The following is a 22,958-nucleotide window of genomic DNA, read 5'->3' as shown; positions in this document are numbered from 1 at the left end:
CCCGGACTTCATAACCGGCAGCGATTGTGGCGTTTGTCTCATTATTCAGCAAAATCCTTGCTACTGCTGGGCACCAAGGAGTTCCTAAATTGAATAAGCTGTTAGCGGAGCCTAGATTTAGGCCTGAGCTACGAGTGCTCTCGCAGCAGGCGTTCCCCCCGCGTGGATCTCATGCCAGCGCCGCTGTGTTGCAGGGAGGTTTATCAGTGCCGACAAAACCAGCTGGCACCTTGTACCGCGGCCGTGAAGGCATGTGGTCCTGGGTAGGACACCGTATTACCGGTGTAGTGATCTTTTTCTTCTTGTTGGTCCACGTTTTGGACACCTCCTTGGTGCGTGTGTCTCCCGAGGCCTACACCGCGGTGATCGGTGCTTACAAGAACCCCCTCATGGCCCTGGGCGAGACCGGCCTTGTTGCGGCCATCGTCTTCCACGCCTTTAACGGCCTGCGCATTATTGCAGTGGACTTCTGGAAGAAGGGTGCCAAGTACCAGCGCCAGATGCTCTGGGCCGTCCTGGCCCTCTGGGTCGTCACCATGGTCGCCTTCTCCATCCGCCACCTGTCCCTCGCGCTCGGAGGTCACTAGCCATGTCAGCAACGATTGAGAGCCCGCGCAGCGGGCGGATCGCGCCCCAGTACCGCCGCAGCGGCGGCAGCCGGGGCAACTTCGAGATGATCGCCTGGCTGTTCATGCGGCTCTCCGGTGTGGTGCTCGTGGTCCTGATCTTCGGCCACCTCTTTGTGAACCTCATGGTGGGCGAAGGCATCCACGCCATCGACTTCGGTTTCGTGGCCGGCAAGTGGGCCGATCCTTTCTGGCAGTTCTGGGACCTCGCCATGCTGTGGCTGGCCATGCTGCACGGCACCAACGGCGTGCGCACCATCATCAACGACTACGCCGAGAAGGACTCAGCCCGCCGCTGGCTGAAGACGGTCCTCTATTCGGCCACCGTCGTCATCATCGTCCTGGGCACCCTGGTGATCTTCACCTTCAACCCTTGCCCCGTCGTCGACGGCGTGCCCCTGCCTGGCGGCTTCTGCCCTGCCTAGCACCGGCAACATCCCGGGCCCGCGGGTACAACCGCGGGCCTTGTTTTGCGGAGCAGGCAACGCCCGCCCGTTGTTTTATTGCGAATTTTGAGAGAAAGAGCGTCTGGTATGCAGGTCCATAAGTACGACGTCGTCATCGTCGGTGCCGGTGGCGCTGGCATGCGCGCGGCGATCGAATCCGGTCAACGCGCCCGCACAGCAGTACTGACCAAGCTCTACCCCACCCGCTCGCACACGGGTGCGGCGCAGGGTGGCATGTGTGCAGCCCTGGCCAATGTCGAGGAAGACAACTGGGAGTGGCACACGTTCGACACCGTCAAGGGCGGTGACTACCTCGTTGACCAGGATGCCGCCGAGGTCATGGCGAAGGAAGCCATCGACGCCGTGCTCGACCTGGAAAAGATGGGCCTGCCGTTCAACCGCACGCCCGAAGGCCGGATTGACCAGCGCCGGTTCGGCGGCCACACCCGCGACCACGGCAAGGCCCCGGTACGCCGCGCCTGCTACGCCGCAGACCGTACCGGCCATATGATCCTGCAGACGCTCTACCAAAACTGCGTCAAGCACAACGTTGAGTTCTACAACGAGTACTACGTCCTGGACCTGCTGACGGTCGAAGAGGACGCAGTGCGCGAAGACGGCACGCCGTACAAGCAGAAGCGCGTTGCCGGCGTGGTCTCCTACGACCTCGCCTCGGGTGAGCTGCACGTCTTCCAGGCCAAGTCCGTGGTGTTCGCCTCCGGCGGTGCCGGCAAGGTCTTCAAGACCACCTCCAACGCCCACACCCTGACCGGTGACGGCATGGGCATCGCCTTCCGCCGCGGCATCCCGCTGGAGGACATGGAGTTCTTCCAGTTCCACCCGACCGGCCTCGCCGGCCTGGGCATCCTCCTCTCCGAGGCCGCCCGCGGTGAAGGCGCCATCCTCCGCAACTCGGAGGGTGAGCGCTTCATGGAGCGCTACGCCCCCACCATCAAGGACCTGGCTCCCCGTGACATCGTGGCCCGTTCCATGGCCAACGAGGTCCGTGAAGGCCGCGGCTGCGGCCCGAACAAGGACTACGTCCTCCTGGACCTCACGCACCTGGAGCCGGCGCACATCGACGCCAAGCTCCCGGACATCACCGAATTCGCACGCACGTACCTGGGTGTGGAGCCCTACACGGAACCCGTTCCCGTGTTCCCCACCGCGCACTACGCCATGGGCGGCATCCCCACCAACATCACCACTGAGGTCCTGCAGGACAACGACACCGTGGTCCCCGGCCTCTACGCGGCCGGCGAGGTTGCCTGCGTCTCCGTCCACGGCTCCAACCGTCTGGGCACCAACTCCCTGCTGGACATCAACGTGTTCGGCAAGCGTGCCGGCATCGCCGCGGCGGAGTACGCCAAGACAGCCGATTACGTCGAGCTGCCGGAGAACCCGCTGGCGTACACCACCGAGCTGCTGGACATTGCCCGCAACGGCACCGGCGACGAAAAGGTGGCCCAGATCCGCAAGGAACTGCAGGACACCATGGACGCCAACATGCAGGTGTTCCGCACCGCGGATACCCTGAACCAGGTCCTGCGCGACATCGCCTCCTTCGAGGAGCGGTACAAGCGCATCAACGTCCAGGACAAGGGGAAGCGCTTCAACCTTGACCTGCTCGAGGCCGTTGAACTCGGCTTCCTGCTGGAGCTGGCCAAGGTGATGACCGTGGCTGCCCTGCACCGTGAGGAATCCCGCGGCGGACACTTCCGCGAGGACTTCCCGGAGCGTGACGACGAGAAATTCATGAAGCACTCCATGGCGTACAAGGACGACCACGCCCCGGCGGACGGATCGGCAGAATCAATTGCCGGCATCCGCCTGGCCACCAAGCCGGTTGTCTTTACCCGCTACGAGCCGATGGTGAGGAAGTACTAAGATGACCGCTGAAATCGCTGAGCCAGCCTCAAAGATTGAACTGCCTGCCGGCGTAGGCGGTGGCGGCGAAATCCCCACGTTCGATGTGCACATGCGCGTGCGGCGGTACAACCCGGAGGTTTCCGGCGAGGCCACCTGGGATGACTACCACCTCACCATGTACGGCACGGACCGTGTCCTGGATGCCCTGCACAAGGTCAAGTGGGAAATCGACGGCAGCCTTTCGTTCCGCCGCTCCTGCGCCCACGGCGTCTGCGGCTCCGATGCCATGCGCATCAACGGCCGCAACCGCCTCGCCTGCAAGACCCTCCTGAAGGACCTGGACACGTCCAAGCCCATCACGGTGGAACCCATCAAGGGCCTGCCGGTGGAGAAGGACCTCATCGTGGACATGGAACCGTTCTTCCAGTCCTACCGCGAAGTGATGCCTTTCCTCATCAACAAGGGCCACGAGCCCACCCGGGAACGCCTGCAGTCCGCCGAGGACCGTGAGCGCTTTGATGACACCACCAAGTGCATCCTCTGCGCTGCCTGCACGTCCTCCTGCCCGGTGTTCTGGACCGATGGCCAGTACTTCGGCCCGGCGGCGATCGTCAACGCGCACCGCTTCATCTTCGATTCCCGTGATGACGCCGGCGACATGCGCCTGGAGATCCTCAACGACAAGGAAGGCGTGTGGCGCTGCCGCACCACCTTCAACTGCTCCGAAGCATGCCCCCGCGGCATCCAGGTGACCCAGGCTATCCAAGAGGTCAAGCAGGCCATCCTCTCCCGCAAGATCTGACACGAGGATCCAGCGAACGACGGCGCCGTCCCCTCATAAGGGGATCGGCGCCGTCGTTGTTTCTCCCCCTCCGCCCCCCTGACCCCGCAAACTCGGCCAGGGAACCCGGCGGGCGTGGGCCCACAGCCATTCGTACCAAACGAAAGGGGACGACGTGTCCCGCTCCGAAAAAGTCTCCTTTGCCGGTTCCACCGGCGAAATGCTCTCCGGCATCATTGATATTCCCGACGGCCCGGTCAAGGGCTGGGGGGTCTTCTCCCACGGGTTCACGCTGGGCAAGGATGCGCCGTCCGCGTCGAGGATGTGCAAGGCGCTGGCGGACAGCGGCGTGGGCATGCTGCGGTTCGACAACCTGGGCCTGGGCGGATCCGCCGGTGAGTGGTCCGCGGGCTCCTTTAGCCACAAGGTGGCCGATACCGTCAAGGCCGCCGAGTTCATGCGCAGTGAAGGGAAAGAGATTTCCCTGCTGGTGGGTCACTCCTTCGGCGGCGCAGCCGTGCTTGCTGCAGCGCGTGAGATCCCCGAGCTCGACGCCGTCGCGACCGTGGGGGCTCCTTTCTCACCCAAGCACGTCGCCCACGTGTTCGACGCCGCCCTGGACAAAATCCTCAGCGAAGGCAGCGCCGAGGTGGACCTGGGCGGGAAGCGGGTGGAGATCCGCAAGCACTTTGTGGAAGACCTGGAAAACGCCGACCTGACAGACTGCATCAAGCAGCTGCACAAGCCGCTGATGGTGCTGCACTCCCCCACCGACAACACTGTGGGGATCGAAAATGCCAGCACGATTTTCCAGACCGCACGGCATCCGCGGAACTTCGTGTCGCTTGAAGGCAGCGACCACCTGCTGACCGGGAAGGGGCAGGCGGCACGCGCTGCCCGGATTATCGCTGCCTGGGCCGACCAGTACCTCGACGCCGGGCAGTAAGCCGGTCGGGCGGCCCAGGCTGCGGGACCGCGGACGCGGCTATTTGCCGATGGCGGCCTGGCTTTCGCTGATCCACTGTTCGGCTGCCTTATCCGGGGTGAGCCGCTTGAACAGGACCTCGGTGTTGATGCGGGCGGTGATCTCGGAGACAGCTGTTGATCCGGTGGGACCAATGAAGGTGGGGGCGAAGTCCATCTTTCCGATCTGGTCGATATATGCCGCCTCCACTTTGCCCTGCGGCGTCAGCAGGTCCTTGATGGTGTCGCGCATTTCGGAATTGCTGGGGACCCCGCGGTCGCTCTGGATGATCTTGGCGGCCGCCTCGTTGTTCACCAGGAAGCTGATCAGCTTCGCGGCGGCATCTGCTTGCTTGCTCCGCGCGGAGATGGTGTAGAACTGCGATGACTGCAGCCAGATACCGGGAGTGGGTGTTTCGCCGGGGAGCTTGAGCAGCTGCAGGTCAGCACCCGAGGCCTTGCTGAGCGCGGACAGTGAGTTGCTCCAGGTGAGCATCATGGCTGCTTTGCCCATGCCCATCAGCGTTTGCTCGGTACTCACGTCGAGCTTCTCCACAGTCTCGGACGCACTCGGCGCCGCTCCCGTTTCGCTGAGCTTCAACGAGTAGGCGAAGTAGTCCCGGACCGTGTCCTGGTCCAGCCCGAGCTGCCCGTCCTGCGTGTACAACGATTCGCCGTGCTGGCGCGCAAAAGCGTCCAGGGAATCATGGGTGAGCACTGTGGCCGTTCCATAGGTACCTTCGGGACTCTTTGACGTGACCTCTGCGGCGGTCCTCGCGAAATCCTCCCAACTCCAGGTGCTGTCATCCGGAAGGGCAACACCGGCTGCTTGGAAAACCGCAGGATTGACGACGATTGAGAGTGCATTCGCACCGGTGGAGACGCCATATTGCTTGCCCTGGACCTGCCCGTTTTCCAGCGCGCCCTCGTCCATCTTTGCCAGATCCAGGGAACCGCTGACCGTGGACAGGTCCAGCAGTGCGCCGCGGTTGGCGTATTCGGCCGGGTATGCCCCGCCCATGGTGATCACGTCAGGAGCATCGTTGGCCGCCACCTGCGTGGCCAGCTTGTCGAAGTACCCGCCGATGTCGCCGTATTCGGGTTTGACCTTGATGTTGGGATTGGCAGCCTCGAATTCGGCGATCGCCTTATTGGTCAGCTCCGCCCGCCCGGCGTTGCCCCACCAGGAGAAACGGATCTCCACAGGGCCGTCCCCGGGCTGGTTGGACGACGCGCCGGAGCATCCCGCGGTGACGCCCAAAAGGCCCAGTGCAGTGAGCATTGCGACTGATTTACGGATTCTTCCAAGAACTTTACGCGTCATTGGGCAAGCTTCTTCCGGGTCAGAAAGCGGTTTCGTGAAACGTATCAAGGAGCCTTGCCGAGGGTCAAGGGGTTGGCAGGAAGGCTTTGGCCGCCGGGGGTTGACAGCGTCCCGGGCGGCCACAAGGATGGACTGCGTCCGGAAACCGGTTTCTAAACTGTTTCCTTCCACAGCCCAGCACCAGCAGCGGGAGGGCGTGCAGCGTGCACAGCCAGAGCATCACCAGGCCAGGAATTCCTTCAGCCGGATCTGCCGGCGCCAGCATCAACAGGGAGGCTCTCGTCCGGCGCCACAACGTGTGCCAGGAGAGCCTCGATCCCCGAAGCCCCGTCTCCGTGGGCAACGGCGAGTTCGCCTTCACCATGGACCTCACGGGACTGCAGTCCCTCCCCGGCGCCTACCCGGTGGGCGCACGGGATGAACTCCCGCCGGGAACGCTGCTTGGCACCCAGGCACAGTGGGGCTGGCACGCCATACCCCCCGCCCAGCCATATGAGCTCGCAGGTTCCACCGTCCTCTACGATTCGCCGCGAGGGCCCGTTCCGTACGTTGACATGGTGGGCGACATCATCAATGACCGCGAGACCGACGCGTCGCAGGCCGAAACGTGGCTCCGGGCCAATCCCCACCGCCTGGACCTGGGACGCATCGGCTTCCGGCTGGTGGAGGACGGCGTGGAGCGTGGGCTCACAGCTGCCGACATTTCCGGGCCCCTGCAGACGCTCGACCTGTGGACGGGAGTGGTAAACAGCTCCTTCACCCTGGCCGGCCACCCGGTCACCGTCACCACGGCATGCCACCCGGACCGCGACGAAATCGGTCTGCGCGTGGAGTCACCCGCGCTGAGTGAGGGCCTGGTCATTGCCATCGACTTTCCCTACGGCTCCGAGGCCTGGCACAATGCCGCCGCTTGGGACAGCCCCGAAGCCCACAGCACCAGGCTGAACGAGCCTGCGCCTTCAGAGGTCCACGCCGGCGCCACCAGCTGGATTGCGGAGCGCGGGCTGGACAACTCCCGCTACCGGGTGGTGGTCACAGGCACAACACTTGCGGTGGAACAGACCGGGAAGCACCGTCTTCGCATCACTCCCACCAGCGCTGCCCAGGGCCAGGACAGCGTTGATGTCCTGGACCTTGCCATTGCTTTTGTCTCCGTCGGAACCGGCGACTGCATCCCGCGGGGTGACAACAGGCAGTCCCACCTGGCGGCAAAGCCATGCAGGGGCACAGGGGCAGGAACCGCCGTCGGGCTTTCAGAAAACCTTTCTGCGGGCAATGCCGTTGCCGCGGCCTCCGCCGTCTCCTGGCCCCGGTTCTGGTCCTCGGGTGGCGCCATCGAGCTGGAGGCGACGGATGATCCCCGGGCGAAGGAACTGGAGCGCCGGATTGTCCTCTCGCAGTACTTGACCGCCATCAACTGCTCGGGCTCGTTGCCCCCTCAGGAAACAGGGCTGGTCTGCAATTCCTGGCGGGGCCGCTTCCACCTTGAAATGCACTGGTGGCATGCCGCCCACTTTGCCCACTGGAACCGTCCCGAGCTCCTGCTGCCCTCATTGCGGTGGTACTCCACAGTGCTGGATACGTCGCGGGAAACAGCAAGGACGCAGGGTTTCGACGGCGTCCGCTGGCCAAAGCAGGTAGGCCCGGACGGCAGGGAAAGCCCCAGCCCCATCGGGACGTTCCTTATCTGGCAGCAGCCGCACCCCATCCACCTGGCCGAACTCGTGTACCGGGCCAGCCCCGGCCTTGAGGTGCTGGAGGAATTCGCGGAGATCGTGTTCGAAACCGCAGCGTTTATGGCCAGCTTCGCCCACCCCACCGCGCGTGGGTTTGAGCTGGGGCCGCCCCTGATTCCGGCGCAGGAGAGCTACGGCAGCATCCGGGGGTCCGTGACCAACCCCACGTTCGAGCTCGCCTATTGGCAGTGGGGCCTTCGGACCGCGGCCGCCTGGCGGGAACGGTTGGGACTCGAGCCCGTCCCGGCCTGGCGGGAGGTGGCCGACGGGCTGGTGAAGCCGCGGGTGGTCAGTGGCGTGTACGCTGCCATTGACGTTGAGCCCTTCACCATCCGGACGGACCACCCCTCGATGCTTTGTGCGCTCGGCGTGCTGCCGGAGACTGACCTGATCGACGCGGACATTATGAGGGCAACACTGGCAGACGTGCTTGCCGACTGGGATTGGGGCAGCACCTGGGGCTGGGACTATCCCGTGCTGGCCATGACCGCGGCGCGCCTCGGCGACCCGGAGGCTGCCGTCAACGCACTCCTGATGGACGCGGGGAAGAACACCGTCCTGCCCAGCGGGCACAACCGCCAGACGGACTCACTGCCGCTGTACCTGCCGGGCAACGGCGGGCTGCTCGCCGCCGTCGCCCTGATGGCCGCCGGCTGGGACAACGGACCGGACCGGCGCGCCCCCGGTTTTCCTTCCGGCTGGACCGTGGAGTGGGAAGGACTGGTGCAGGCCCCCTAGGTCTGTTTCATCCCTGCCGGGGCCGGCCAGCACCTCGGCGCCGGGCAGTCGCCGCAGGGCCGCCATCCGGATGGACGGGCACTTTTCCCGGCTGGACCTGGCGCGCTCCCCACGTGCCCTTCTCATGCCCGCTGGATTGTGCCTTCAGGTCGGCTTCACGGACGGCGGCCCAGCCGGCCGAGATCAGGTAAACCTGGCTCACCAGGTTGAACCAGATCAGCAGGCCGATGATGATGGCGAAGGGCGCCAGGATGGGGTTGCGGCCGGCGCCCGCCAGCAGCTCGGTACTGAAAATCTGCAGCACCCCGGTTCCCACTGCCGCCAGGATGGTCCCTTCGAGCAGCGCCCGCCGGGACAGCTTCAGGCTGGCCGCGAACCTGTACATAATGAACGCGGTTGCCCAGCTGAGGACCAGCGGAACGGAGATTTTGACGGAGGTGGCCAGGGGCCCCGCCACGACGTCGTCGAGCCGCAGGAAGTCAGAGACCCAACCCGCCGCGGTTCCGAACACCAGGGACGCGCCGGCGCTGATCACCAGCGCCACACCCAGGAGCAGCAGCGTTCCGGCATCCCGCAGCTTCAGGAGGATGGGATTGACCAGCAGCGGCGGCAATTGCAGCACACCGCGCAGCCCTTCGCGGATACCGGAAATCCATCGCAGGGAGGTGACCACCGTCACCAAAGAGCCGATGACTGCCGTCCAGCCCAGCCCGTCCGGATTCAGCAGGTCCTTTGGATCCACCAGCCCCGCACTGCCGTTCAGCTTCAACAGCCCGGGCGCGCTCGACGCCACGCTGCTGATGATCGTGTCCAGCAGGTCCGGCTGCCCCCGCAGCACAAGTCCTGCGATGGAGAAACCGGTCGTGAGAAGGCCGGTGATGGAGAAAAACATATTGAAGCCGATGCCGGCGCTCATCAGTGGACCGCGCTGCAGGTTGTAGTGCCGGAATGCCCGCATGGGGCGCAGCGCGTTAAGCCGCGCCAGCAGCCACTGGGATGTGGCTGTCACGGTGGCGAAAAAGCTTCCCCCGGACCGGCGCGCCTTCCCGAGCTCCATCCGCTTCTGGATGACGGCAAGCTTGAGCTGCGCCCGCTCAGTGGGAAGGGGCTGTTGGTCAGCCTGTTTCGGTTGCTGTGTCCGCGGCGGCGTCCGGGAATCCGGCGCCGGCGTCGCTGTCAGTTTCGGTCCCAAAGTCCAGCTCTTCCCGTAGCTGCCAGATGCCGTCCGCATCGTGCTCGTAGAGTCCCATGCTAACCACGGGGAAGGTGGCTCTGTAGTTTTTCAGGACCGTTTCGGCTTCATCGAGGCTTTCCGGCGCGACATCGTGGGCGATGGTGACGTGCGGGTGGTAGGCGAAGGGCAGTTCCCGCTGGAGGGGGCCCTGCTGTAGCTTTTCGTGCAGGTCCACGCAGGCCTCAAAGCCCTCCTCGACATTAATGAAGACCACGGGGGAAACCGGGCGGAACGTTCCGGTGCCGGCGATGGTGACCATAAAGGGGCTTTGGCGGCGGGCCACGTCCCGGACGTGCTCGCGGGTGGCCTCCCAGTCCTGGGTGGGCGTGGTGGTCACCAGGGTGATGTGGGCCGGCACCACGTCCGCGAGGGGATCCCCGAAGGAAGCCCGCCAGCGCTGCAGCTCCTCAGCCACCTCCGGCGGGAAGCCCAGGATGACTCCTACGCTGATGTCTTCTGTGCGGGACGGCCCATGCCCGGCCGCGCCGGTGTCCTCCGCTGGGTCGCCTTGGGGGTTACCGGTCCTTCCCGCTGCCTGAGAGGAGCGGGAGCCTTCCCTTGCGGTGACTTTGCTGGACGGCATGGCGCTAGCGGACTCCAGCGAGGGAGAAGGACGGGAGGAAGCCCATGCGCTCATACACCTGGCCGAGGGTCACGGAGGCGATTTCCCGGGCGCGCTCGGCGCCGTGGGCCAGCAGCCGGTCCAGTTCAGCCGGGTCCGCCATGAGCTCGTTGGTGCGGTCGCGCAGCGGCGTGACGAACTCCACCACCACCTCGGCCAGGTCAACCTTCAGATGGCCGTACATCTTGCCCTGGTACTCGGCTTCGAGCTCGGCGACGGACTTGCCGGTGAGGGAGGAGTAGATGGTGAGCAGGTTCGAGACGCCCGGCTTTTCCTCCTGGTCAAAACGGATCTCCGTGCCGGCATCCGTGACGGCGGACTTGATGCGCTTGGCGGCGATCTTGGGGTCCTCAAGCAGCTGGATGGCTCCGTTTGGTGACTCCCCGGTTTTGGACATCTTGGCGCTGGGGTTCTGGAGGTCGTAGATCTTGGCGCGTTCCTTCACGATGGTGGCCTCCGGGACCGTGAAGGTGGCCCCGAACTTCGTGTTGAACCGCTGCGCAAGGTTCCGGGTCAGCTCCAGGTGCTGGCGCTGGTCCTCCCCCACCGGCACGAGGTCGGTCTGGTACAGCAGGATGTCCGCGGCCATCAGGGTGGGGTACGCGAACAGTCCCAGGGTGGCGGCGTCGGCGCCGGACTTCTGGGTCTTGTCCTTGAACTGGGTCATCCGGGACGCTTCACCGAAGCCGGTGATGCAGTTCAGCGCCCAGGCCAGCTGCGCGTGCTCGGGCACGTGGGACTGGACGAAGAAGATGCTCTTGTCCGGGTCGATGCCGGCCGCGATGTACTGCGCTGCCACGATGCGGGTGCGCTTGGCCAGTTCCGCAGGGTCGAAGTCCACGGTGATGGCGTGCAGGTCCGGAATAAAGAACACAGCATCGTACTCGGCCTGCATGTCCACCCAGTTGCGGACGGCACCGATGTAGTTGCCCAGGTGCAGAGAATCGGCCGTGGGCTTGGCGCCGGAGAGGATGCGCTTTTTGGTGGCAGGGGAAGTCTGGGTAGTCATGGGGAGGAAACCTTCGGGGCTTAGAGCTGGTAGTCCACTACAAGCGGGGCATGGTCGGAGAAGCGGGTGTCCCACGAGGCCGCCCGGTCAACAACGGCCGAGATGGCGGAGGAAGCCAGCTCCGGGGTGGCCAGGTGGTAGTCGATGCGCCAGCCGGTGTCGTTGTCGAACGCCTTTCCGCGCTGGGACCACCAGGTGTAGGGCCCGTCAATATCACCGGCAAGGTTTCGGTGGACGTCCTGCCAGCCGATCTCCTCGCCGAAGAAGCGGTCGAAGTACACCCGTTCTTCCGGCAGGTGGCCCGCCTTCTTGAGGTTGGCCCTTGAGTTCCGGATGTCCCGGGGCGTATGGGCAACGTTGAGGTCGCCCACCACCAGGGCATGGTCACTGTGCTTGGTCAGCTCCGGCAGGCGCGTGCTCATCGCGTCCAGGAAGCGGAACTTGTCGTCCTGCTTCGGCGTGCCCACCTCGCCCGAGTGGACGTAGGCGCTGGCCACGGTGAGCTGGACCGGGCGTCCGGCGGCGTCGGCGAAGCGGAAATCGGCCTCGACCCAGCGGCCCGCCGTTGCGAAGTAGTCGTCGCCGATGCCGTTGCGGGTTTCCAGCGGCTCCTCGCGGGAGGCGATGGCGACGCCGGCACGGCCTTTGGCTTCTGCCTCTGCGTGCAGGATGTGCCAGCCTTCACCCAGCAGCTGCCGGACGATCGCGTCAGGGGCGCGGACCTCCTGGAGGCAAAGGATGTCCACTTCGCGCGGCTCCAGCCACGCCGCCATACCGTTCTTGAAGGCAGCCCGAAGGCCGTTGACGTTGACGGATGCGATGCGAAGGTGGTCCTTCTTCAATGCCGAGCTCACCCGCTCCACTCTAGTCGATGATGGTTCCGGTGACCGGCTCTCCGCTGCCGGAGGACTTGATCATGTCCCGGGCGTTCGTGGCGGTGATCTCGATGGTTTCCAGGGCCCGGTTGATGGTGTCCTGGTTGGCGGCGGCACCCTTGGCCCGCTCTTCTTCCACCACCCGGATCTGCACCTGGACGATCTTGAAGGAGTGGTCCAGCTTGAGGTCCCGGACCTCGTCCGCCTGGCTGCGCTCGGCAACAACCCGGGTTCCGCCCTGGTCCGCACCGGCGTACGGGCCCCGCCCGGCGGCCGTGGTGAAGGCATTCTGGGCTTCGGTGAGCTTCGCGCCGGCCTTCTTGGCCGCCTTCTGGATGCTGAAGACCACGAAGGACGCAAGGGCGAGCCAGAAGAAGGCGATGACGGCAACTACCCAGCCCACGACGTCGTTCTGGTTGGCGGCGAAGATCACAGCCACAACAAACGCGGTGACGAGGACCATCAGTCCCGGCCCGCTGATGCGGAACATCGAGAATCCGCCCCTGGCGGGTTTGGAGGATGACTTGGAGCTGCCCAGAGATCGCATACACCCATTCTCTCAAACGCCCGGGCATGCTCCCGCCGCCTTCCACCCCCGGCGAACGGGCTACTTGAGGAACAGCTGGCGCAGCCGCATGGTGGTGAGCAGCATGCCGGCGGCGGTCATGGCCAGGTAGTAGCCGATGTGGATGGGCGTGGCCGCGGTGAAGGTGCCCACGCTGATCTGTCGGAGCAATTCCACGCCGTGCCACAGCGGCATGGCCTGGATCAGCCATTGGATGGGCTGCGGGTACACGCCCAGCGGGTAGAAGGTGGCGCTGAACAGGAACATGGGCAGCATGATGAAGTTGATCCAGTCCATCTGCTGGAATGTCTTCAGGAAGCTCGTGATCCCCATCCCGATGCTGGCGAAGCCGAAGGCTATCAGCACCGACGCCGGGATCACCCGGAGAGCCCAGGGCGTAGTGATCAGGCCCATCACGCCCATCACCGCGGTGAAGCCAAGCGCGTACAGGAGCCCGCGCAGCAGGGCCAGGACTATCTCGCCCAGCGCAACATCCAGCGGCCCCAGCGAGGTGTACAGCATGCCCTGGTAGAGCTTGGCGAAGTTCATTTTGAAGAACACGTTCCAGGTGGAGTCGTACACGGCTCCGTTCATGGCCGAAACGGCCAGCAGGGCCGGGGCGATGTACGCGGCGTAGCTGATGTCCCCGCCACCCGGGCCCTCCACCGGGCCCACGATTGTGCCCAGACCCACTCCCATGGAGACCAGAAACAGGACCGGTTCGAAGAAGCCGGAGAGCATCACCAGCCAGTTGGTGCTCTTTGTCGCCAGCAGCCCGCGCGCAATCACCGCTTTGGCGTTGCGCGAATACAACGGGCCGAATGTCCTGGTGCGGGCCGCGTCCGCAGCGCTCTTCACCGGCAGTCCGGTGCTCATCTGCCCATCCTCACGGCAAACTGCCGCCGCGTGAGGAACCAGCCCGCCACCGCAAGGCCCGCCAGCACCACCACATGCAGAACAGTCAGCAGCGGCGGCTCCTGATAGCCGTAACTGAAGACCCGTCCCAGCTCGGTACCGTGCCAGATCGGGGAAATCCAACCAATCCACCGCACCGCCAGCGGTAGCGAGTCCAGCGGAAAGAACGTCCCGGAGAACAGGAACAGCGGCATCACAATAAAGCGCATCACCAGCGCGAACTGGCCCTTGTCCTCGGTGATCGACGCTGAATAGGCCATCAGCGGCAAGCCGAAGGAAAGCGCCGCCAGCGTGGCCACCAGGATGGTCACCCACCCCCACCCGCCGGGAGCAGCGCCGAAAAGGGCCACCGCAGCAAAATACACGGCCGACTGCAGCAGGAACCGCAGGGTCACCGCCATGACGTGCCCGGCAGCAATCTGCCGGGGCGTCAGCGGCGAGGCGTGCGGCCCGTAGTACGTCCGCCGCCACTTGAAGCCGGCCATCACCGGGAAGGTGAATTCGTTGGCGGCCGTCATGACCGCCGCGGAGACCAGCAGGGCGGGCGCCACGAACGTTACATACCCCACTCCCCCGAAGGCTCCTGCACCCTGCGCATCCACGAGGGTGGCCAGGCCCACGCCCATCGCGAACAGGTAGGCCACCGGGTGGCCCACGCTGTACATCAGGAGGGACCAGCTGTACCCCTTCATCACGCGGAGCACATGCTCCATGTAGTAGAAGGCACCCCAGCGGCGCGCCTTTGCCGCCGCTGCTGCAGGGCCGTGAGCGGCGGGACTCTGCGCCCGGACAGGCGCGCCGGCGTCGTCAGTCAACCAGGCTCCTGCCTGTCAGCCGAAGGAACACGTCTTCCAGCGAGGACCTGCGGACCAGCGATGTCAGCGGCCTCAGGCCGCGGGACGCCACCTGCTCAAGCGCCGACTCGCCGTCGTGCGTGTAGATCAGCACCCGGTCCGGCAGGACTTCCAGGCGCTCCCCGATGCCATCCAGCTCGGCGGCGATGGTGGTGTTCCGCTCGGAACCGAAGCGCAGCTCCACCACCTCACGGGTGGAGTGGTCGCGGATGAGCTGCGCCGGCGACCCCTCGGCCATGATGCGGCCCTTGTCCACCACGATCAGCCGGTCGCAGAGCTGTTCGGCTTCGTCCATGTAGTGGGTGGTGAGGATCAGCGTGACCCCTTGTTCCTTGAGCCGGAACAGACGGTCCCAGAGTATGTGCCGGGCCTGAGGGTCCAGGCCGGTGGTGGGTTCGTCCAGCAGCAGGATGCGTGGTTCGTTGATCAGCGAGCGGGCAATGGTCAGCCGCCGCTTCATGCCGCCGGACAATGCGTCCACCTTGGACTTCGCTTTGTCGGTCAGCTGCGCGAACTCAAGCAGTTCGTCAGCCTTGGGCTTCAAATAGCTCATGGGCAGGCCGAAGTACCGGCCATACACCAGGAGGTTGTCGCGGACCCGGAGCTCCTCGTCCAGGTTGTCCTGCTGCGGCACCACGCCAAGATGGGCCCGCACCTCCGGGCCGTGCAAGTCGGGGTCAAGGCCCATGATGTGCAGGCTGCCGGAGGTGCGGCCGGTGACACCGCCGATCATCTTCATGGTGGTGGATTTGCCGGCTCCGTTGGGCCCCAGCAGGCCAAAGGACTCCCCTGCCGGGACGCTGAAGGAAATACCGTCCACAGCGGCCACATCGCCGTACTTCTTGGTCAGGTTCTCGGCCGTGACGACAGTGCGGGGCGCGTCCCGGCCACCCGCCCGGGCAGCGGAGGGAAAGATGGCTTCGTTGTGCACCTCCGCAGACTAGCGGGGCTTTTGGCTCTGCGGAAGCGTCCGGGGTAACGCACCTGTGTTAAATACGACGGCGGCACACACCTTGCCGGGTGCGTGCCGCCGTCGGGCTGCTTGCTTTACTCGCCTAGGCGATGCCCGCCTTGCGCTCCGCGGCTTCCACCACGTTGGTCATCAGCAGTGCAACGGTCATCGGGCCCACGCCGCCGGGGTTCGGCGAGATCCAGCCGGCCACCTCGGCAGCGGCGGGATCGATGTCGCCGTGTACCTTGCTCTTACCCGTCTCGGGGTCGGTTTCCCGGGTGACACCGACGTCCAGCACGGCAGCGCCGGGCTTAACGTCTGAGGCCTTGACGATGTGCTTGGCGCCGGCCGCACCCACGATCACGTCCGCCTGGCGCAGCAGCTCGGACATGTTCGTGGTGCCGGTGTGGGTCAGCGTCACCGTAGCGTTGATTTCGCGCCGGGTCAGCAGCAGGCCGATGGACCGGCCGATCGTCACACCGCGGCCAACCACCACCACGTGCTTGCCCTTGAGGTCATAGCCGTTGCGCAGGAGCAACTCGATGACACCGCGGGGTGTGCACGGCAGCGGCGAGGTGATCTTGCCGTTGACGTTGAGCACCAGCCGGCCGAGGTTGGTGGGGTGCAGGCCGTCGGCGTCCTTGTCGGGGTCGATCCGCTCAAGGATGGCGTCGGTGTCCAGGTGCTTGGGCAGCGGCAGCTGCACAATGTAGCCGTGGCAGGCGGGGTCAGCATTGAGTTCGTCAATGAGGGCCTCAACCTGCTCCTGGGTGGCATCGCCGGGAAGCTCGCGCTGCATGGAGTTCATCCCGATCTCCACCGACTGTTTGTGCTTCATGGACACATACAGCTGGGAGGCGGGGTCCGCGCCCACCAGCACGGTGGCGATGCCGGGGGTGATGCCCTGGGCCTTCAGGGCAGCCACACGCTCGGTCAGTTCGGCTTTGATGGCCCCGGCTGCTGCGCGTCCGTCAAGGATCCGGGCAGTCTTGGTCGCTTCAGTCATGGGGGTCACCACTGCTCGTGCTGGGGGTAGAGCGGGAAGTCGGCGGCGAGCTTGTCGACGCGGGCCTGCAGGGACTCGACGTCGGCGCTGGTGCCGGCCTTCAGCGCGGTGGCGATGATCTCGGCCACCTCGGTGAACTCGGCGGCACCGAAGCCGCGGGTGGCCAGGGCCGGGGTGCCGATGCGCAGGCCGGAGGTGACCATCGGGGGGCGCGGGTCGAACGGAACGGCGTTACGGTTGACGGTGATGCCCACGGAGTGCAGGAGGTCTTCCGCCTGCTGGCCGTCCAGCTGGGAGTTGCGCAGGTCAACCAGGACCAGGTGAACATCGGTGCCGCCGGTCAGGACGGAGACGCCGGCTTCGGCGACGTCGGCCTGGTTGAGGCGGTCGGCGATGATTTTCGCGCCTTCCAGGACGCGCTCCTGGCGCTCCTTGAATTCCTCGGTTCCGGCAATCTTGAAGGCCACGGCCTTGGCCGCGATGACGTGCATGAGCGGGCCGCCCTGCTGGCCCGGGAAGACGTTGGAGTTCAGCTTCTTGGCCCACTCCTGCTTGGCCAGGATCACACCGGAGCGCGGACCGGCGAGGGTCTTGTGCACGGTGGAGGTGACGACGTCGGAGTGCGGCACCGGGCTGGGGTGCAGGCCGGCAGCCACCAGGCCGGCGAAGTGCGCCATGTCGGTCCAGAGCAGTGCGCCCACCTCATCCGCGATGGAGCGGAAGGCGGCGAAGTCCAGGTGGCGCGGGTAGGCGGACCAGCCGGCGATGATGACCTGCGGCTTTTCGGCGATGGCCTGCTCACGCAGCTTGTCCATGTCGATGCGGAAGTTGTCTTCCTCCACCTGGTAGGCAGCCACGTTGTAGAGCTTGCCGGAGAAGTTCAGCTTCATTCCGTGCGTCAGGTGGCCGCCGTGAGCCAGGGAGAGGCCCAGGATCTTGTCGCCGGGGGTGATCATGGCCGACAGCGCGGCGGCGTTGGCCTGCGCACCGGAGTGCGGCTGGACGTTGGCGTACTCGGCGCCGAAGAGTGCCTTGACCCTGTCGATGGCCAACTGCTCGGCAACGTCAACGTATTCGCAGCCGCCGTAGTAGCGGCGGCCCGGGTAACCCTCAGCGTACTTGTTGGTGAGGACTGAGCCCTGAGCCTCCATGACGGCGCGGGGGGCGAAGTTTTCGGAGGCAATCATTTCCAGGGTGCCGCGCTGGCGGCCGAGCTCCTGGTCCAGGACTGCGGCGATTTCAGGGTCAAGCTCAGCCAGCGGCTGGTTGCTGACGGCGGTGGTTGAGGTGGCTGTAGTAGTCACGAAGAACTCCTGGCTAGGGATACGGGCACTGCTAAGGTCAGGCTACCGGCTGGCACGCTGCCACACCGCTTATGACGGTCCGTGGAAGCGCGGGCATGGCGCTGCAATACTGACGTGTGCAGCCCCAATTTCCGGCAAGACATGACCCTCGGCCCAGGCGTACGATCCGTGGTCTTCGTGATTGCCGCTCCCTGGTGGTTAGCCACCCAACGCCAGTTGCGACCTTCCCAGCGTACCAAATCCCGGCCCGGCTGCGCGGGTAGGCTTGTACGCGTGAGTGAAGAGCAGCTGAACCAAGCGTACGTAGTAACCCTGTCCTGCCCGGACCGCCCGGGAATCGTCCACGCGGTCACCGGAGCCCTGCTGGTGGCGGGGTGCAATATTACGGATTCGCAGCAGTACGGCAGCCCCGCCACAGGCAACTTCTTTATGCGCGTGGAGGTCACCACGCCGGCCCCCGCCTCCGAGCTTCGGGCCGCCCTGGAGCCGGTGGCCGGGGCGTTCGGAATGCAGTGGAGCCTCAACGCGGTGGGCCAGAAAGTCCGCACGCTGGTAATGGCCAGCACCTCCGCCCACTGCCTCAACGACCTGCTGTTCCAGCAGCGCTCCGGTACCCTTCCCGTTGAAATCCCCGCCATAGTGTCCAACCACCAGGACCTCGCCGGGCTGGCCGAGTTCTACGGCATCCCGTTCCACCACATTCCGGTCACCAAGGACACCAAGGTCCAGGCGGAGGACAAGCTCCGGGCCATCATCGCCGAGCACGACATTGAACTGACCGTCCTGGCCCGGTACATGCAGATCCTCTCCGACGAGCTCTGCACCGACCTCACCGGCAAGGCCATCAACATCCACCACTCGTTCCTGCCGTCCTTTAAAGGTGCGAAGCCGTACCACCAGGCCCACGCCCGCGGCGTGAAGCTGATCGGGGCCACGGCCCACTACGTGACGGCCGCCCTGGACGAAGGTCCCATCATCGAACAGGAAGTGATCCGTGTGGACCATGCCCGCACCCCGGAGCAGTTCGTTCAGATGGGCAGGGACGTGGAAGGCCGCACGCTGGTCCAGGCGGTGCAGTGGCACGCGGAGCACCGGGTGCTGCTTGATGGGAACCGGACTGTCGTCTTTAACTAGCCGTTGGGGGCGGGGGCCGATGTCCTAGGCTTGGGCCATGGCTCCTCTCTACCCCTTCGCCGGGAACACTCCGGCCGTCCATGATTCAGCTTTCGTTGCCCCCACGGCGTCGATCATCGGCAACGCCACCCTTGCCGCGGACTCCAGCGCCTTCTATGGCGTCTCCGTCCGCGCTGATACTGCGGCCATCTCGGTGGGCGCCGGCAGCAACCTGCAGGACAACGTGGTGCTGCACGCGGACCCCGGCTTCCCCTGCACGGTGGGCGAACGGGTCAGCGTGGGGCACGCCGCCGTCGTCCACGGCTGCACTGTGGAGGACGACTGCCTGATCGGCATGGGCGCGACAGTACTTAACGGCGCGGTGATCGGCGCCGGCTCGCTTGTGGCGGCCGGCGCCGTAGTGCTCGAAGGCACGGTGGTTCCGCCCCGCTCGCTCGTGGCGGGCGTCCCCGGCAAGGTGCGCCGCGAACTCACCGATGAAGAGTACGACGGCGTCCGGGCCAACGCGGCGCGCTACGTGGAGTTAGCGGCGAAGCACCGGGAACTTCACGCCTAGTCCCCACCCGCTCCCTAACCTCGCAGGCTCGGCCAGGGAACCCTGCGGGCGTGGGCCCACAGGCTCAACCACCGGACCTAGTCGAGGCTGATGGGGCCGATCTCGTCCAGCAGTTCGCCGGGTCCGGGGTTGGAAGGAGCCGAGGCGCCGCCGAGGTGGCTCAGCACTCCCCACACTGCGTTCAGGCCCGTGGTCACGGCGCCCTCGGCCCAGCCGGCCGTGAAGGAAACGTCGTCCCCGGCCAGGAAGATCCCGCGCTGGGATTCGGGCAGCCTGTCCTGCTTGAAGTGGGTGAACAGCCGCTGCTGGTAGCGGTAGTGCCCAGGCAGGTTGGCTTTGAACGCGCCCATGAAGTTGGGGTCGGCCTCCCAGGAGACAGTGATGGGCTGGCCCACGATGTGGCTGGCGATGTCCACCCCGGGGTAAATCTGCTCAAGCGAATGCAGCATCAGTTCCACCCGCTCGTCCGCGTCCAGTGCCAGCCACTTCAGTGCGTCGTCGTTCCACGTGTAGGAGAGCAGGATGACGGCGGGCTGGTCCGGGCCGTTGTCCAGCAAGTAGGTGGCGCGGTTCAGCCGGTCTGTGAGGGTCATCGAGAGGACCTCGTTGCCGGTGTCCGGGTCGATGTCCTTCCAGAACGGCCGGTCCACCATCACAAACGTCTTGGAGGACTGCATGTAGTGCGAGCGCTCGATGGCCGTCCAAAGTTCCGCCGGGAACAGGGCCTCCTCCGTATGGATCCGGGTGGACAGGAGCCAGGACTGGCAGGTGGTCACCACTGCCGGGTAGCTGGCCTCGCGGCCCCAGCGTTCACGGATCCGCAGGTTTCCGTCCGGGTCCCGGCTGATCCTGCCCACGGCGCCGCGGGGCGAACCGGAATGGAGCGACGACAGCGACGTCCCTTCCGGCCAGTGGGCCATGCCCGATGGCGCGTGATGCCAGAGTGCCTCGGGCAAGCGCTGCGCTCCCCCGCTGATGAGCCGGTGCTGGTCGTCAGCGTCCGTGTACACCACGCGCAGGATTTCCAGGATGGAGTTGGGGAAATCGGTGTCCCAGCCGCCGGTGCCGAAGCCCACCTGGCCAAACGCCTCCCGGTGCGCGAACCCTGCCTTCTTGAAGGAGTCGCTGGCGGCGATGAAGCCGTAGAACGTCTGCTCGTCCATCAGCGGCAGCAGTTCGTTCCACAGTTCTTTGATCCGGCCGGTATCCCTGGCCCGGATGGCCTGCTGCATCTCGGCGAACTTGGCCCCGTCATTGACGGCCGCTTTCCAGGCGTCCGCCACTTCACGGAAGAACGGGGGCAGGTCGCCGGGCTTTTCCGCATAATGCTTCTGGCCTGCCAACTCGATCACGGTGCTGGACGTTGCCGGGGACAACGGGTTCGGGAACTCCTCGGTCTCCAGGCCCAGCAGGTCCACATAGTGGTAGAACGCCTTGCCGGATTCCGGGAACCGCATGCCGCCAAGGTCGGCCACCACGCCAGGCGCGGCAGGGAACGAGGCAGTGCGCAGGCGCCCGCCGATCCGGTCCGCTTCATACACCACCGGCCGCAGCCCCAGCTTCATCAGCTCATACGCGGTGACCAGGCCTGACAGACCCGCCCCAATCACGGCAACCTCAGCGCCCAGCAGTTCGGGCGGCACAGACCCCAGCCCGTCCGGGTGCGCCAGGTAGTGGTCATAGCTGAACGGGAAGTCCGGGTTCAGCATGGTGATGGGACCGGCCGCGGCCCCGCCGGCACCCGGAGCCGCGGCGGGGGCGGCTGAGGTGCTGGACGGGTCGGAGGCCGGCAGTTCGGTGGCGATGGTCATGGAAGTTCTGCCTTCGTCGGTTCGGGGGTTTGCTCAGGTGAAAGTTTCGGTCCGGACAGCTCGCGGTATTCGTCGTTGCTCAGTGCCGCCACCTTGGAGTTGCGGCGCCCATAGCCAAAGTACGCCGCCACGCCCACCAGCATCCAGAGGGCGAAGACCACCCAGGTGTCAGCGCCGAGGTTGGCCATCAGATAGGCGCACATTGCGGCGCCCAGGATGGGTGTCAGCGGGAAGAACGGCACGCGGAAGGTGCGCTCCAGTTCGGGCCGGGTGCGGCGGAGGTAGATCACGGCAAGGTTCACCAGGGCGAAGGCAAACAGTGTGCCGATGCTGGTGGCATCCGCGAGGGCGCCGAGCGGGACCAGCCCGGCGGTGAGTGCGACGGCGGTTCCCACCAGGAGTGTGCCGGCCACGGGGGTGCCGGTGCGGCGGGAGACGCGGCCAAAGATCTGGGGAATGAGTCCGTCGCGGGCCATGGAGAGCAGGATGCGGGTCTGCCCGTAGAGGACCGTGAGGACGATGCTGGCGATGGCCAGCACGGCTCCCACCGCGAAGACCAGGGCGATCCACGGCTTGCCGGTAATCTCCTCGAGGATCTTCACCAGGGCGGCCTCTGTGCCGTCGAACCAGCCCCAGGGCCGGGCACCGATCGCGGCGACGGCAACCAGGACATAAATGGTGGTGACGATCAGCATGGACAGCATGATGGCCCGCGGCAGGTCACGTTTCGGGTTCCGGGCTTCTTCACCGGCCGTGGAGGCGGCGTCGAAGCCGATGTAGGAGAAGAACACCCGGGAGGCGGCGGCCGAGACGCCGGCGGCGCCCATGGGCAGCAGCGGTTCGAAGTTGCCGGCGTTGAAGGCGGTGAAGGCCACGGCGCAGAAGAACAGCAGGATGCCCACCTTCACCACCACGATGGCCGTGTTGATCCAGGCACTTTCCTTCGCACCGCGGACCAGGAGGATGGTGGCAAGCACCACGATGACCATGGCGGGAATGTTCACCACGCCGCCATCGCCCGGCGGCTGGGACACGGCGTCGGGAAGGACGGCACCGAACACCGCGAGGGCCTCGTTGACATACTGTCCTGCGCCCACGGCAACTGCAGCCACGGACACCGCGTACTCCAGCACCAGGCACCAGCCGCAGATCCAGGCCATTCCTTCGCCCATGGTGGCGTAGGTGTAGGAGTAGCTGGAACCGGCCACGGGCACCAGCCCGGCCATCTCCGCGTAGGACACTGCGGACAGGAGTGCGGCCAGGCCCGCAATGGCGAAGGAAATCCAGATGGCCGGCCCTGCCAGGGGTACGGATTCACCCAGGATCACCAGGATGCCTGTGCCCAGGGTGGCGCCCACGGAGATCATGGTCAGCTGGAGGACGCCGAAGCTGCGGAGCAGGCGGGGGCCGCCGTTGGCGCTTTCCGCCTCGCTGACCATCTGCCCGATGGGCTTGCGGCGCAGGAGCTGGGCGCCCAGAGCGGGACGGGCGGCCGGCCCGGCCGGTGGCCGGCCGGAGAGTGTAGGCACAGTCATCGTTGACGTCCGTTCTTTTCGTTGGCTGCTGAAACTGGTTTCCCCTCATTCACAGTAGGGCTGTGAGCCGCATCTCAGCCAGTGCAAAGTGACCTATAGTGAT

Annotated in this window: 21 protein-coding genes and 1 riboswitch; of the genes, 8 read left to right on the top strand and 13 right to left on the bottom strand. The window is 65.6% G+C overall.

What is annotated here, in order from left to right:
- Nucleotides 1–206: 206 nt before the first annotated feature.
- The 5 genes from sdhC (at nucleotide 207) to AC3A4Z_RS09245 (ending at nucleotide 4,668) form a co-directional block, all read left to right on the top strand.
- Nucleotides 207–587 (top strand): succinate dehydrogenase, cytochrome b556 subunit, encoded by a 381-nt coding sequence (sdhC, locus tag AC3A4Z_RS09265; protein WP_081620212.1) that lies wholly within the window; start codon nucleotides 207–209, stop codon nucleotides 585–587.
- Nucleotides 588–589: 2 nt separating this feature from the next.
- Entirely contained in the window at nucleotides 590–1,051 is a 462-nt protein-coding gene (locus AC3A4Z_RS09260; RefSeq protein ID WP_498711327.1) for a succinate dehydrogenase hydrophobic membrane anchor subunit, read from the top strand.
- A gap of 108 nt (nucleotides 1,052–1,159) precedes the next feature.
- Nucleotides 1,160–2,959 carry a succinate dehydrogenase flavoprotein subunit gene (gene sdhA, locus AC3A4Z_RS09255; RefSeq protein WP_091423156.1) on the top strand — a complete coding sequence of 600 codons (1,800 nt, stop codon included), beginning with the start codon at nucleotides 1,160–1,162 and terminating at the stop codon, nucleotides 2,957–2,959.
- A gap of 1 nt (nucleotide 2,960) precedes the next feature.
- Nucleotides 2,961–3,743, top strand: coding sequence for a succinate dehydrogenase iron-sulfur subunit (locus tag AC3A4Z_RS09250; RefSeq protein ID WP_050055921.1), 783 nt, complete (start codon nucleotides 2,961–2,963; stop codon nucleotides 3,741–3,743).
- A gap of 154 nt (nucleotides 3,744–3,897) precedes the next feature.
- Complete coding sequence (locus tag AC3A4Z_RS09245) at nucleotides 3,898–4,668, top strand: alpha/beta hydrolase family protein (protein WP_050055922.1); 771 nt, start codon at nucleotides 3,898–3,900, stop codon at nucleotides 4,666–4,668.
- Nucleotides 4,669–4,707: 39 nt separating this feature from the next.
- Here AC3A4Z_RS09245 and AC3A4Z_RS09240 read toward each other — a convergent pair whose 3' ends face one another.
- Complete coding sequence (locus AC3A4Z_RS09240; RefSeq protein WP_498711326.1) at nucleotides 4,708–6,009, bottom strand: ABC transporter substrate-binding protein; 1,302 nt, start codon at nucleotides 6,007–6,009, stop codon at nucleotides 4,708–4,710.
- A 203-nt stretch (nucleotides 6,010–6,212) separates the two neighbouring features.
- Here AC3A4Z_RS09240 and AC3A4Z_RS09235 point away from each other — a divergent pair, with 203 nt between their 5' ends.
- The gene (locus tag AC3A4Z_RS09235; protein ID WP_498711325.1) at nucleotides 6,213–8,483 is read left to right on the top strand and encodes a hypothetical protein; all 2,271 of its coding nucleotides are present in this window, start codon (nucleotides 6,213–6,215) and stop codon (nucleotides 8,481–8,483) included.
- A 7-nt stretch (nucleotides 8,484–8,490) separates the two neighbouring features.
- Here AC3A4Z_RS09235 and AC3A4Z_RS09230 read toward each other — a convergent pair whose 3' ends face one another.
- From AC3A4Z_RS09230 to glyA, 10 genes are all read right to left on the bottom strand, one after another.
- Nucleotides 8,491–9,540, bottom strand: coding sequence for a YihY/virulence factor BrkB family protein (locus AC3A4Z_RS09230; protein WP_498711324.1), 1,050 nt, complete (start codon nucleotides 9,538–9,540; stop codon nucleotides 8,491–8,493).
- Nucleotides 9,541–9,598: 58 nt separating this feature from the next.
- Nucleotides 9,599–10,300, bottom strand: coding sequence for a 2'-5' RNA ligase family protein (locus tag AC3A4Z_RS09225; protein WP_498711323.1), 702 nt, complete (start codon nucleotides 10,298–10,300; stop codon nucleotides 9,599–9,601).
- A gap of 4 nt (nucleotides 10,301–10,304) precedes the next feature.
- The gene (gene trpS, locus AC3A4Z_RS09220; protein WP_498711322.1) at nucleotides 10,305–11,348 is read right to left on the bottom strand and encodes a tryptophan--tRNA ligase; all 1,044 of its coding nucleotides are present in this window, start codon (nucleotides 11,346–11,348) and stop codon (nucleotides 10,305–10,307) included.
- Between the two features lie 20 nt (nucleotides 11,349–11,368).
- On the bottom strand, nucleotides 11,369–12,202 hold the full coding sequence (locus AC3A4Z_RS09215; RefSeq protein ID WP_498711321.1) for an exodeoxyribonuclease III: 834 nt from the start codon (nucleotides 12,200–12,202) through the stop codon (nucleotides 11,369–11,371).
- A 10-nt stretch (nucleotides 12,203–12,212) separates the two neighbouring features.
- Entirely contained in the window at nucleotides 12,213–12,770 is a 558-nt protein-coding gene (locus AC3A4Z_RS09210) for a hypothetical protein (RefSeq protein ID WP_498711320.1), read from the bottom strand.
- Nucleotides 12,771–12,830: 60 nt separating this feature from the next.
- A complete protein-coding gene (locus AC3A4Z_RS09205; protein WP_498711319.1) occupies nucleotides 12,831–13,664 on the bottom strand; it encodes an ABC transporter permease in 834 nt (277 codons plus the stop codon).
- Complete coding sequence (locus AC3A4Z_RS09200; protein WP_498711318.1) at nucleotides 13,661–14,518, bottom strand: ABC transporter permease; 858 nt, start codon at nucleotides 14,516–14,518, stop codon at nucleotides 13,661–13,663. Before AC3A4Z_RS09200 ends, AC3A4Z_RS09205 begins: the two co-directional genes overlap by 4 nt.
- Complete coding sequence (locus tag AC3A4Z_RS09195; RefSeq protein WP_498711317.1) at nucleotides 14,511–15,488, bottom strand: ABC transporter ATP-binding protein; 978 nt, start codon at nucleotides 15,486–15,488, stop codon at nucleotides 14,511–14,513. Before AC3A4Z_RS09195 ends, AC3A4Z_RS09200 begins: the two co-directional genes overlap by 8 nt.
- Before the next feature lie 124 nt (nucleotides 15,489–15,612).
- A complete protein-coding gene (locus AC3A4Z_RS09190; protein ID WP_493970319.1) occupies nucleotides 15,613–16,515 on the bottom strand; it encodes a bifunctional methylenetetrahydrofolate dehydrogenase/methenyltetrahydrofolate cyclohydrolase in 903 nt (300 codons plus the stop codon).
- A gap of 5 nt (nucleotides 16,516–16,520) precedes the next feature.
- Entirely contained in the window at nucleotides 16,521–17,819 is a 1,299-nt protein-coding gene (glyA, locus tag AC3A4Z_RS09185) for a serine hydroxymethyltransferase (protein ID WP_498711316.1), read from the bottom strand.
- A 144-nt stretch (nucleotides 17,820–17,963) separates the two neighbouring features.
- A riboswitch (ZMP/ZTP riboswitch) is annotated at nucleotides 17,964–18,049 on the bottom strand.
- A gap of 43 nt (nucleotides 18,050–18,092) precedes the next feature.
- Between glyA and purU the strand changes: the two genes are divergently transcribed.
- The gene (purU, locus tag AC3A4Z_RS09180) at nucleotides 18,093–18,953 is read left to right on the top strand and encodes a formyltetrahydrofolate deformylase (protein WP_498711315.1); all 861 of its coding nucleotides are present in this window, start codon (nucleotides 18,093–18,095) and stop codon (nucleotides 18,951–18,953) included.
- Nucleotides 18,954–18,990: 37 nt separating this feature from the next.
- Nucleotides 18,991–19,509, top strand: coding sequence for a gamma carbonic anhydrase family protein (locus tag AC3A4Z_RS09175; protein ID WP_498711314.1), 519 nt, complete (start codon nucleotides 18,991–18,993; stop codon nucleotides 19,507–19,509).
- Between the two features lie 77 nt (nucleotides 19,510–19,586).
- Here AC3A4Z_RS09175 and AC3A4Z_RS09170 read toward each other — a convergent pair whose 3' ends face one another.
- Both AC3A4Z_RS09170 and AC3A4Z_RS09165 read right to left on the bottom strand, forming a co-directional pair.
- Nucleotides 19,587–21,320: a flavin monoamine oxidase family protein gene (locus AC3A4Z_RS09170; RefSeq protein WP_498711313.1), complete on the bottom strand. Its 1,734-nt coding sequence runs from the start codon at nucleotides 21,318–21,320 to the stop codon at nucleotides 19,587–19,589.
- Complete coding sequence (locus AC3A4Z_RS09165) at nucleotides 21,317–22,855, bottom strand: amino acid permease (RefSeq protein WP_498711312.1); 1,539 nt, start codon at nucleotides 22,853–22,855, stop codon at nucleotides 21,317–21,319. Before AC3A4Z_RS09165 ends, AC3A4Z_RS09170 begins: the two co-directional genes overlap by 4 nt.
- Nucleotides 22,856–22,958: the final 103 nt, after the last annotated feature.

Source organism: Arthrobacter sp. Soil_C_49 (assembly GCF_057656635.1).
Note: the sequence above shows the minus strand (reverse complement) of the source record. Positions and strands in the feature narration are given on the sequence as shown.

What these genes read in the sequence shown, in the direction of transcription:
- AC3A4Z_RS09205 (WP_498711319.1), bottom strand. Translation starts at nt 13,664, where the DNA reads ATGAGCACCGGACTGCCGGTGAAGAGCGCTGCGGACGCGGCCCGCACC.
- AC3A4Z_RS09175 (WP_498711314.1), top strand. Translation starts at nt 18,991, where the DNA reads ATGGCTCCTCTCTACCCCTTCGCCGGGAACACTCCGGCCGTCCATGAT.
- AC3A4Z_RS09260 (WP_498711327.1), top strand. Translation starts at nt 590, where the DNA reads ATGTCAGCAACGATTGAGAGCCCGCGCAGCGGGCGGATCGCGCCCCAG.
- AC3A4Z_RS09250 (WP_050055921.1), top strand. Translation starts at nt 2,961, where the DNA reads ATGACCGCTGAAATCGCTGAGCCAGCCTCAAAGATTGAACTGCCTGCC.
- AC3A4Z_RS09190 (WP_493970319.1), bottom strand. Translation starts at nt 16,515, where the DNA reads ATGACTGAAGCGACCAAGACTGCCCGGATCCTTGACGGACGCGCAGCA.
- trpS (WP_498711322.1), bottom strand. Translation starts at nt 11,348, where the DNA reads ATGACTACCCAGACTTCCCCTGCCACCAAAAAGCGCATCCTCTCCGGC.
- AC3A4Z_RS09210 (WP_498711320.1), bottom strand. Translation starts at nt 12,770, where the DNA reads ATGCGATCTCTGGGCAGCTCCAAGTCATCCTCCAAACCCGCCAGGGGC.
- AC3A4Z_RS09225 (WP_498711323.1), bottom strand. Translation starts at nt 10,300, where the DNA reads ATGCCGTCCAGCAAAGTCACCGCAAGGGAAGGCTCCCGCTCCTCTCAG.
- AC3A4Z_RS09230 (WP_498711324.1), bottom strand. Translation starts at nt 9,540, where the DNA reads ATGGAGCTCGGGAAGGCGCGCCGGTCCGGGGGAAGCTTTTTCGCCACC.
- AC3A4Z_RS09240 (WP_498711326.1), bottom strand. Translation starts at nt 6,009, where the DNA reads ATGACGCGTAAAGTTCTTGGAAGAATCCGTAAATCAGTCGCAATGCTC.
- AC3A4Z_RS09165 (WP_498711312.1), bottom strand. Translation starts at nt 22,855, where the DNA reads ATGACTGTGCCTACACTCTCCGGCCGGCCACCGGCCGGGCCGGCCGCC.
- AC3A4Z_RS09170 (WP_498711313.1), bottom strand. Translation starts at nt 21,320, where the DNA reads ATGACCATCGCCACCGAACTGCCGGCCTCCGACCCGTCCAGCACCTCA.
- sdhA (WP_091423156.1), top strand. Translation starts at nt 1,160, where the DNA reads ATGCAGGTCCATAAGTACGACGTCGTCATCGTCGGTGCCGGTGGCGCT.